Here is a 10643-nt window from a genome sequence, read left to right as displayed (position 1 = left end):
TTTTAGCGGCACGAGATTTCGTGATCAAAACGGGGGAGCTTGGAAATAGCGGTCAATTAGCATCGGGGCAGGATTTAATCTTTAGCGTGACGAGGGATGTGACCAATAGCAAAACGGGCTTAATCTATGCTGGGGGAAGTGGTGCTTTACAAGTTGATGGCGCTTTGCTCAATGATTTTGGCGCCATAATGGCAGAGGGTGATTTGTTTTTTACCAATGCAGAAGGCACAGGAAAAAGCCTTTCCCTTGTTAACAAAGCGGGCTTTATTCAAGCTGGTGGAAACTTAAATATCCAAACCAACACCCTGAAAAACGAAGCCGATAGCACGCCTGTCATCACGGAAAAAACGGAATATAGCGATATTTCTTTCCAAAAACCAGACAAATATAATTTTCTCGATGGTAGGGATTTATATCATGATACGAGATCGAATAGCTGGGGAAAAGGAAAGCTTTCTAAGTGGCCGGCACTTAAAGACAAGAAAAACTTTATATTTGAACAGCAGGTTTGGGCGAGCAAAGAAGAAACCTATGGCACCGCAATTTTAAGCGATGGAAAAGTCTATAAGGCTTTTACTTGGAAATATAATGATAACAGAAAAGGCATAGAACAGTATTCCTGGAATGGTAATAGGTGGGGGGTCTTATCCCCAAACAAACACTGGTCACATATGACAGAAGAAACTGTCACGCAAGGGTTTTCTCATAAACCAACTGTTTCGGGGGTAATACAATCTAGTGGCAACCTCATCATTAACGCTGATACCATTGACAACCATTATAGCATTATGAGAGCAGGGGGAAATGCTGATATCCAAGCCAAGACGCTGACCAATTTAGGGGCAACGGCTTATAAAAACACTTATCTTAGTTGTCAGGCTTATACAGACAGTTGTTATGGCTATAAAGCTGATGGAAGCCGCGATGTTTCTTTAGATATAGCCAATGACAAGGATCGCCAAATTGGCTCAAAAGTTCTTGATACCGTTCCTGGTCTTGTCCAAGCGGGTGGCACTTTAAATCTGGTGGTCGATCAACTCAATAACACGGCAGCGGAAGGTTCCATTACAGGGGATGCGCATTTTGAAGCAAAAACCGTTGAAGGCAATCCACTGGAGGCTTTAAGTGGTTTAACCGGGGCTGGTGCTTTGTTTATACCGAAAATTGATATCAATAATGCGGGGGAACTTTCTGAGGGGCTCCCTTTACCAAAGCCCCAATCGGGGGGTGTTGGGGGCACGCTGCCCAACCAGAATTTCATTTATGAAACGCGGGCAGAATTCCTTGATGTTGGCAAGTTTTATGGCTCAGCTTATTATTTGAACAGAATTGGCTACAATCCTGATCGGGAGATTTTTTTCTTAGGCGATGCTTATTTCGAAAAGGAATTGATTGAAAAACAAATGCGTGATCTGGTCGGTCAAGGGTTGGGCAAAGGCTCCTTTGTTCCTGGAAGTGATGCCATTGAACAAGTCAAAACCTTGCTGGATGTCGGGGCAGACTATGCAAAAGCCCAGAATCTCCCCTTTGGTGAGGCTTTGAGTGAAGAACAATTGGCTTCTCTAGAAGCCCCGATGGTGATTTATGTGCGCCAACAGGTCAAGGGCATGGATGTTTACGCACCGGTGCTTTACATCCCTGAAAAAGACAGAGCCTCCTTTGTTTCTGCTGGGGCTTTGATCATGGGTGATGATGTCAATATCACCAGCCAAAATACAAGCAATTCAACGATAACCAATTCAGGGCGTATTGCGGCAAACCACCAATTGCATGTGCATGGTGGGGATATCCTCAGTCAAGGAGGGCATTTTGCGGCGGGTGGTGATGCTGTTATCCTTGCGGAGAAGAATATTCGTTTGGATGCAGGGCGCACAACGGTTGACGGCGTGGAGACCGTTTTAAACACCGAAGCGCTTTCTACTGGTGGTAATGCAACGGTGATTGCTAAGCAAGATATCACCGCCTCAGGGGTGGGGATCACTACCGGAGGTGATCTTGCTATGGCCACAGAACAAGGTAACTTGACGATAGGTTCAGCAGAAACCCATTACCATGATGAACACGGTGATGCCACCATGCATCATAAATCGGCGTTAAACTCTGGTGGCTCAACGACACTTCTCTCTGGAAAAGATTTGAATATCTTAGGCTCTGATGTTCAAGCAACGGATAAACTTCTCTTGCAAGCTGAGAGGAATGTTTCGATTGATGCCACACGCAACAGCATGGACAATCAGAATGGGAGTGAAACATCTCATGTTGCCTTGCACAATGGCTCTCATTTAAGTTCTGGAAAAGATACCACTGTCATCTCAGGTCAAGATATCCATATTGCTGCTTCCGATATAGATGCGAAGGGCAATGTTGGACTTGGCGCCCAAGGGGAGGTAACAATAGGGGTAAGAGAAGATGAGATGGAGTATCATCTTCAGGGCAAAAACACGAAAGTGGATATGCAAGCCTCTCATGCGGTTGGCTCTTCGATAAAATCGGGAGGTGACACCACTGTTATTGCAGGGCAGGATGGCAAACCGCATGATCTCACCATCACGGGAAGTTCTGTTGCGGCTGATGGCAAGGTAGGGCTGAAAGCCAGCAACGATGTCCTGATCACCAATGCAGAGGATAGCTTACACTATGAGATGTCGTACCATAAAGACGGTGGAGCATTTAGTAGCAGCAAATCCGTGCATAACAAGGTGGATGCCACCCAAGTTTCCGGTTCACTCATATCTGGGGGCAAAGGCGTTGCCATTGAATCTGGAAACAACACGGAAGTTGTAGCCTCGACGCTCACAGCCGGTAAGGCAGAGGAAACGTCAGGAGAGGAAGCACTGGGAGATCAAAAACAAGCGGATATTACTATTCACTCTGGGGGAAAGATTGTCATCAAAGGCGCCCAAGAACAGTTGGATCAGCAAGCACAATCGTCATCAAGTGGCTTTTTGCATGAGGAATCGTCCGATACATCTCAATCGCATACCACAACGGTCTCCTCTATCCTTGGGGCAACGGGCAACATTATCACGCAATCAGACAAAGAGACCACAATCACTGCTTCTCATATGTTTGCAAATGAAGATATTCATGTGACGGGAGAAAATGTGACAATTGATGGCATGACGGACCACCATAGCAGCCATTCAGAGACCCATGAAACGGGTTTTGGTGTGGGATCAGGCAAGGGTTTTGTGTCGATATACGGGAGTGAGGGAAAGACAGAAAATGAAGAGAGTTTTGAGCATCAAGGCTCTTCTCTCAATGGGAAAAATATCACCATCACCGCCACCAAAAAAGATGTGAACGTGGAGGGCTCTGATTTTACTGCGCAAGAAAATATTCATGTTTCGGCAGCCCATGATGTGAATGTTTCACCTGGTCACAATCGTCATAGGGCAAGCTCAAAGGAAGAACGCACAGGTTTTGGGTTTCAGTTTGAAAAGAACCCTAGCGGTGCTTCCGTGGGTGTTGGAATTGCAAGCGCTAAAGATACGGGCGATCAATGGGAAAATACCAATACGCCATCTCATTTCAAGGCGGGAAAAGATGTGCAGATCAATGGTGGCAATGATGTGAATTTACAAGCAACCATTGTTTCGGCGGATCGTGATGTCAACATTGATGCCGGCAATAATATCACACTATCAGAAAGCTATGATACCTCTAACGCAAAAGAAAAGCATGAAAAGTCTTTTGCTGGTGTGACAGGCTCTGCTGATATCGGTGTCCTTGGCACGGTACAAGGACTAAAAGATTCAGCGGACCGCATGAACAATAAGGATGGTAACAATACAGTTATTAATGGCATATTGACCGGCATGAAAATCAATCACCTCTTTAACAAAGGCAGGAATTTTGTTAATTGGCTGACTGGCAATACGGGGGAAAAGGGGAACATAACCAAAGGACTGAGTAATCCATTAGGAGGATTGGGGGGCTCCACCAAGGATGCTCTTGCCAATATGGCTGGCGCATCTGGCAGTGTAACCGTGGGCTTTAAAACTGAGAAAACAGAAGCCTCTGTTCAGACATCTACTGCGGTAACAAATAGTATAGAAGGCGGGCGTTCTATTAATATCCATGCCCACGAAGGCAGCATCCATAGTGTTGGCGCTGATATTATCGCTGGTACCAATCCAATCTATGTGCTGGAAAATGATGCACAGAGCGGAAATATCACCATGGAAGCAGGTGAAGATATCACCTTTGAAAGTGCGCAAAACACGCAAAGCACACAAAACAGCAGTGAAAGTTCTTCAATGAGTGTTGGCACCGGTTATGGCACGGGTGGCGCAGGGGCAACGGGTAGTGCTTCTTTTAGTCAAGGGGAAGGATCGAGCGAGGAAGTTCAACACAAAAACAGCCATATTATAGGTAGCGGCACTGTTCATACCATAAGTCAGGGAAACACCATACTGGCAGGCGCCGTGGCTTCTGCAGATCATGTAGAAATGGAAGTAGGGGGTGATTTTGCCATTACCAGCCGCAGTGATACGGGACAAACTTCCAGCAAGCAAAACTCTGTTTCTGTTGGGTTTGGTGCTGGACAAACGGGTGGTGGGGGCTCCATGAGCGCCTCTTTCCAAAAGGATAAATCCTCCAGCGATTATCATAGTGTTGTGGAGCAATCAGGCATCAAAGCGGGTGATGGCGGCTTTAATATCATTGTTAAAGACAAAACGACCCTAACCGGAGGCATCATTGCCAGCACAGCCTCGGCGGACAAAAACAGCCTGACCACAGGAAGCATTAGCACCAGTGATATCAACAACGGTGCGCATGCTAAAGCCAGCAGCCATGGGTTTAGCATTTCTGGGAACGACACGATAAAAAACATTGCCAAGAATGTTTTAAATCACGGTAAAGCCAAGGATGGAGCAGAAGGGGAAACCAAATCTGCTATCAGTGATGGGACTATCATCCTTACTGATACAACTGGACAGAGGGCGATGGGGCAAGATGCTGGACAAATCATTGGCTCTCTCAACCGCAACACCGCAGCAGCCCACCAAGCTGTAGGACAGCTAGATGTCGCACCGCTTGAGGGAGCAGTGCATAATCGCCTAAATATGATCAATGATTTATCGGATGAAGGATTTGAAATCGCTGGTCAGGGCATTGTAAACATGTTTATCAAAGAGCATTATCTGGCTACCGTTGAGCACGATGAAAATGGCAATGTGATCTATGCAAAAGATGAAAATGGGAAATATATAAAAGACAGCCATGGAAACCCGCAGCCGCAATATCATTATTTAACGCCTGAAGAACAACAGAATTTACAAAAAGGTTCTGATGGCAAGGTTCATGTTTTCCTCAATGGTATTCTTACAACACCAGATGAAGCAGCCCATAATGCGGTTCAGTTGGCTGATAACAAGAATGATCCGCACTATTTTCTGATGTTCCCTCATAGCGATTCGCTCTTGGTAGAGGGGTTCATTGCAGGGTATCAGTATTTTCTAGAAGGTAAGTTGGGTGTTCTGACTAATTCGACGAAGAAATACCAGAATCTGTTATATAGCTTTGGCAATAAAGGATTGCATGTTGATGCCCATAGCCGCGGCAGTATGACAGCGGGCAATGGATCGCATGATTTAGAAAAGCATGGTGTTCATGGTATAGCAAAGAAAACAACGATTAATTTCTTTGGACCAGCTTATAATACTCAAAACATGGCAGATATATTATATATCTTAAGTGATGGAAAGCAGGATTATGTAAACTTGGAAAATCATAAATATGACTTTGTGGGTACAAAGATTGGCAAAAATCCTTACACTTTTGAGCAAATACCTCCTGGAAGTGGTCCCTGGAAAGAGAGAGGGCAAATATTTAAGGGCTACCCCAGTGTCCATGCTTGTTATGGACATCCAAGTGATGCTTGTACAAAGTTCTATGGTTTACCTAATCGTACGCCAATTTATTCAAAATATTCAGGGAGGAAAAAATGAAACAAATCTTGAAATTATTAAGCGGTTTCATTTTGTTAAATATTGCTGGATGTAACATTGATAAGCCTTCTCCAGGGGCTCTGAGTATGTGGGAGAAACCTGGTGCAGATTTTACGGAGATAGGAAAAGCATTGTTAGAATGTGGTATGCCAACCCCTTATGATGTTTTTCCAGAAAACCAACAGCAGAGTATTAATGCTAAAGCAACAGTTGATGCTTGCATGGTTCAAGCAGGATTCCGCTATAAAGATAATGGAAAAGGGGGGGGGTGGTGTTATACTTTTAAAGAGAAAAACCTTCCCATTTGTCGTCCAGGCGCTGTCATCCCACAGCGCAGTGTCAAGAAGCGCTTGAACAGCCCTTTTTGTAAAAAGCATCCAGAACAACCTGAATGCGAGCCTTAAGTTTTGCTGTTTGTGATGATTAACAATCCGCCCTCCTTGCCTTCGCTTGGAACGGCGGGATTTTTTTCTCAATCTAACATCTCAATATTGTTCACCGTTGCTTTAAGCAGCGGGACAGGAAATATCAACAAGCTTCCGAGCTTGTTTATTGTCAATAAATCCATTGAAAGAGGGGAATAATGAAGAAAATCTTAAAAATATTGAGTTGCATGGCTTTGTTAAGTATCACTGGATGTGTTAACTCAATTCCCTCACTTTCTCCAGCATTATGGAGAAATAAAATACTTTTAGAATGTGGAGTACCGGACCTTAATAAGGTTGTGGCGCTAGATTTGAATCAATTTGCCAGTATTGAAATGTGTATGGCGCAATCAGGTTTTCGTCCTAGCTTTACAATACAAGAATGGTGTGAAAACCATAAATCGGACAATCTTCCCATATGTCGTCCTGGTGCTGTCATGCCTCAGCGAAGTGTTGAGAGACGCTTAAATAGCCCTTATTGTAAAAAGCATTCAGAACAACTTGAATGCCAGCCTTAAGTCTTGCTTCAGCAGAGAAAGCCTTGTCCGTCCTTACGTGACAAGGTTTTCTTTTTATGCCGCGTCGTTATAACGTTGCTGTTTTGCTTGCTCGATGACATTCAAAAGATCCGATTGTAACCAACGCGATAAAAAACCAAATTTTAAAGGTTTTGGCAAAGAGCCATTGGTAACATGACGGCGGAATGTTGAGACACTCATATGAAGCAATTTTGCACTTTCACGGTCTGTCAAAAGAATATCATTTTCTGTCATAATAAAATCCTTTCACTCTCAAAAAATGGTAACAAATCATAACCATTTATTAACCACATTTTGGTTCACTTTTGAAGGTATTTTATTTATAGAAAACAATATTTTATCATACAGTTTCTGATGTGATAAATTATGAATCTTATTGAGAAAGAATGAGAGACAAGAGAGTTAAAGTTATCCACAGATAATGGGGTTATGCACCCCATATCTTAAGATTGACCGGTGACATAAGCCGCCCATTTATTCATATAGACACGACGCTGTTCTAGATAATCAGTGCGACGATAGGAGCGCTCTACTTGCCCTCCGACCGTATGACTTAGAATGGTTTCAGCGACCTCATAAGGGGCATCGGTTGTTTCTGCTAGCCAATCGCGTAAACTAGAACGAAAACCATGGGGGCAGGCTTCAATTTTATTTTTTCTCATATACGCAGCCATCATCGTATGTGAAAGAGGACCACGACCGGTAAGTGAAAAGATGAAATCACTCTTAGAGATACAGCGGGCTTGTTCAATTACTTTTAATGCTTCAGATGATAAGGGCACACGAAACTCTGTTGTGGCATCACGCTTGCCTTTCATATTCTCAGCAGGGATTGTCCAGATATCATCTTCAATCTGATCTTCACGAATATGACGCAAAGGATTGCTACGAACCCCTGTAAGGATAAGCAGACGCAAAGCTAAATGTTTTATAGTTGTTGTTTTGCAGAGAAATTGGTAAAAAGCCGGCACATCTCTCCAATCCATGGCTGGTAAGCTTTGTTTTTTATGACGTTGTTTGCCTAAGAGAGCTTTTGCTTTTTCTACTGCTTGTAAATCAACATCTAACCCTAATGCAGCCGCATGTTTGAGACAAAGATTAAGACGCATTAGTGCTGTTCGAGCAGTTCCAGCTTTTGTATGCCAAATAGGGGCAAGGGTATCGCGTATCTCTGTTTGGGTAATCTCTGAAACGGGCAGACAGCCTAATTTAGGGAGAATATGGAGGCGTAAATGTAAAAACCAATTACAAGACTCACCATCATTTTTTAATTCAGCTTTACGGCTTTCAAAAGCATCTAGAGCAATATCTTTTAAATAATGGAGATTGCGCATTGCCTCACGCTTTTGTTTATTGCGTTCTTTAATGGGGTCACGCCCCTCACGTAAAACAGCACGCCACCCAGTTGCCAATTCACGGGCTTGTTTTAAAGAAACATCTCGCAAGGCACCCAAGCCCATTTCGCGGCGCCGACCATGAATGGTATAACGATAAAGCCATTGAGCACCACCATCTTTACGCTTATGAAGAAGCAAGCCGGCACCATCATTATATTTACCAGCTCCCAATGTTGCGACAGCCCTTGCATTAAGACGATTCATAAGAACCATTTTTACTCCTTTCTTGTACAATTTTTACCCACACATCAACCCCGCTTGTGATGTGCAAGTAAGTGGTTTTGATTGATTCAAGATAAACAGATTTGAAATGAGAGAATCCTACGTTATTCGGGGGTCTAATTCAATATGAACAGAGCTAGATTATCATTATAAATCAATATCTTGTATCGGTCATTCAAGATGAGATTGATGACATAGCCGATGAGTATGTTCATCAAATCCAAGAAAGTATTTTTGCAGCCATTCGTTTTTGTGAACGAGAGACCTTTTACTTTAACGAAAGCCGTGATGTGGTGTTTGAGACACGGGCGGGACAAGGTGTTTATGATGCAAGCACTACCAGCCATATCGAAAGTGCTGTTAAAATCAAAAACGTTTATCTGAGTTCTGATCAACATCATAAGTTTGCCTTGGAATGTAAGGACCATGTTTCTTTAGAGCCTTTGTTATCATCAGAGCAGCAAGGAACGTCGGTTTGTTACAGTTATTTTGATAGGAAATTACATCTTTATCCCACGCCGGATAGAGTCTATCAGATTCAACTCATTCTCTCTCCATTGCGTTTATCAGAGATAGAGAGTGTCGATGAGGAGCATCCATGGTTTGTGCACGCGTTTGATTTGATTAAGGCGCGTGCAAAATACGAACTTTACAAGAATATCTTGAAAGACCCCGATTGTGCAACGGCAGCTTACAGTGACTTTAACGAACAGTTGCATGAATTGCGTGCAGAGACGTCTCAACGTCATAACGTGACCAGAATAATACCAACGGATTTTTAGCATGGTTTATTTTCCTATAGCCGATTACAGACCGGATGTTGCGGTTGTCAACGGCAGTTTTACGGATAGCCTTGTGAATGTTTTACCGGCAGATGGTGGTTACATACCCATGCCTAGTGCAATGGTTGTTTCTAATCCTTTGGAAGAAAAACCTTTGGGTTCAATCGCCTTTAGAAGCGGTAATGGTGTTAAGATAATCGTAGGAGGCAAGCAAAAACTTTATAGTTATGATAGTCAAACGCAGGGTTGGAAAGACATTAGCCAAAGTGGTGTGACCTATCATGCGCATGAGGATAATCAATGGTCATTTGCTCTTTTTGGTCAAAGAATTATTGCGGTGAATAAAAATGATAAACCACAAGTTTTTAATACCCATAGTTCTGAACGATTTGAAGATTTAGGAGGCAATCCGCCGAAAGCAGGCTTGGTGAAGGTTTGGGGACCTTTTGTTTGTTTGATGCAATTGACAGATCACCCCAATCGCATTCATTGGTCTGGTTTGGAAGATGCAACCCATTGGACAGTTAAACAGAAAGATTGCGATTTTCAAGATTTTCCGGATGGAGAATATGTTCAAGGGGCAACAGAATCCACCAATCCCCTCATTTTTATGCGTTCTGCTATTTATGCTGGAACCTTTGTTGCGGGTTCTAAGATTGTGTTTACGTTTCAAAAGATACAAGACAAGCGAGGAGCCCGCAGTGCAGCCTCTATAGCTTGTCGAGGGAGTGACGCTTTTTTTGCAGGTGATGGTGGTTTTTATCAGATGAGTTTGGATGGTCAACTTTTACCGATAGGCTTTGAAAAGGTTGATAGAACGGTTTTTAAAACATTTGATAAGTTTGCTCTTGATAAGATGCAAGGAGTTATAGACCCCATTGATAACCGGATTTATTGGTCCTTAAGGAGTGGCAATAACGAGCAAACGACCTTTGTTTATGATTGGGGCTTGCAGAAATGGTCGACGATACAGGGAGAGCCTTTCACGTTCTTTCCAGTGTTTACAACAGGGTATACTTTAGAACAGTTAGATGAGATTTCGCTCAATCTTGAGGCGTTGCCTGCTTCTTTAGACAGCCCCCGTTGGCAAAGTGGCGCTCCAATGCTTGGTGCTTTTGATGAAAACAATAGGCTTGTTATGTTTACAGGAGCCCCGATGGAGGCAACGGTTGTTTCGCAAGAGATGGGAGCGCCGGATGGAAGTTTTAACTTTATCACGAAAATGTTTGCCGAAGTTGATACGACGGAAGGTCTTTTAAGCATAGGGGAACGTCGTCTTCGCAATAATCAGACGCCGATCACATGGCATAAGGAGAGGGTGTGT

The 10643-nt window shown here is 43.4% G+C and carries 6 protein-coding genes and 1 pseudogene; 5 read left to right on the top strand and 2 right to left on the bottom strand.

Annotated elements, in window-relative coordinates; all coding sequences use genetic code 11:
* The 3 genes from ACFIKD_RS08345 to ACFIKD_RS08335 all read left to right on the top strand — a co-directional run.
* Positions 1-5954, top strand: a 5954-nt coding sequence (locus tag ACFIKD_RS08345) for a hemagglutinin repeat-containing protein (protein WP_375647729.1), incomplete at its 5' end; no start/stop codon positions are given.
* The gene (locus tag ACFIKD_RS08340) at positions 5951-6358 is read left to right on the top strand and encodes a hypothetical protein (RefSeq protein ID WP_375645095.1); all 408 of its coding nucleotides are present in this window, start codon (positions 5951-5953) and stop codon (positions 6356-6358) included. The genes ACFIKD_RS08345 and ACFIKD_RS08340, both read left to right, overlap by 4 nt.
* A 179-nt stretch (positions 6359-6537) precedes the next feature.
* The gene (locus tag ACFIKD_RS08335) at positions 6538-6897 is read left to right on the top strand and encodes a hypothetical protein (protein ID WP_375647727.1); all 360 of its coding nucleotides are present in this window, start codon (positions 6538-6540) and stop codon (positions 6895-6897) included.
* A 54-nt stretch (positions 6898-6951) separates the two neighbouring features.
* Here the strand turns inward: ACFIKD_RS08335 and ACFIKD_RS08330 are convergent, their stop codons facing one another.
* Positions 6952-7152, bottom strand: a complete 201-nt coding sequence (locus tag ACFIKD_RS08330) for an AlpA family transcriptional regulator (RefSeq protein ID WP_015856172.1) — start codon at positions 7150-7152, stop codon at positions 6952-6954.
* 209 nt (positions 7153-7361) lie between these two features.
* Positions 7362-8528: a tyrosine-type recombinase/integrase gene (locus tag ACFIKD_RS08325; protein ID WP_375647726.1), complete on the bottom strand. Its 1167-nt coding sequence runs from the start codon at positions 8526-8528 to the stop codon at positions 7362-7364.
* 167 nt (positions 8529-8695) lie between these two features.
* Between ACFIKD_RS08325 and ACFIKD_RS08320 the strand changes: the two are divergent.
* Together ACFIKD_RS08320 and ACFIKD_RS08315 are read left to right on the top strand one after the other, a co-directional pair.
* Positions 8696-9319, top strand: a pseudogene (locus ACFIKD_RS08320) (hypothetical protein); the annotation flags it as partial.
* Position 9320: 1 nt separating this feature from the next.
* A partial coding sequence (locus ACFIKD_RS08315) for a hypothetical protein (protein WP_375647725.1) occupies positions 9321-10643 on the top strand: 1323 nt, incomplete at its 3' end.

The organism is Bartonella sp. CR84HXZ (assembly GCF_042194535.1).
In the GTDB taxonomy this organism is placed as follows: domain Bacteria; phylum Pseudomonadota; class Alphaproteobacteria; order Rhizobiales; family Rhizobiaceae; genus Bartonella; species Bartonella grahamii.
The sequence above is the reverse complement of the archived record's forward strand: the minus strand, read 5'-3'. Positions and strand labels throughout refer to the sequence as shown.

Coding starts and splice junctions, on each gene's coding strand:
- ACFIKD_RS08340 (WP_375645095.1), top strand. CDS start 5,951: ATGAAACAAATCTTGAAATTATTAAGCGGTTTCATTTTGTTAAATATT.
- ACFIKD_RS08330 (WP_015856172.1), bottom strand. CDS start 7,152: ATGACAGAAAATGATATTCTTTTGACAGACCGTGAAAGTGCAAAATTG.
- ACFIKD_RS08325 (WP_375647726.1), bottom strand. CDS start 8,528: ATGGTTCTTATGAATCGTCTTAATGCAAGGGCTGTCGCAACATTGGGA.
- ACFIKD_RS08335 (WP_375647727.1), top strand. CDS start 6,538: ATGAAGAAAATCTTAAAAATATTGAGTTGCATGGCTTTGTTAAGTATC.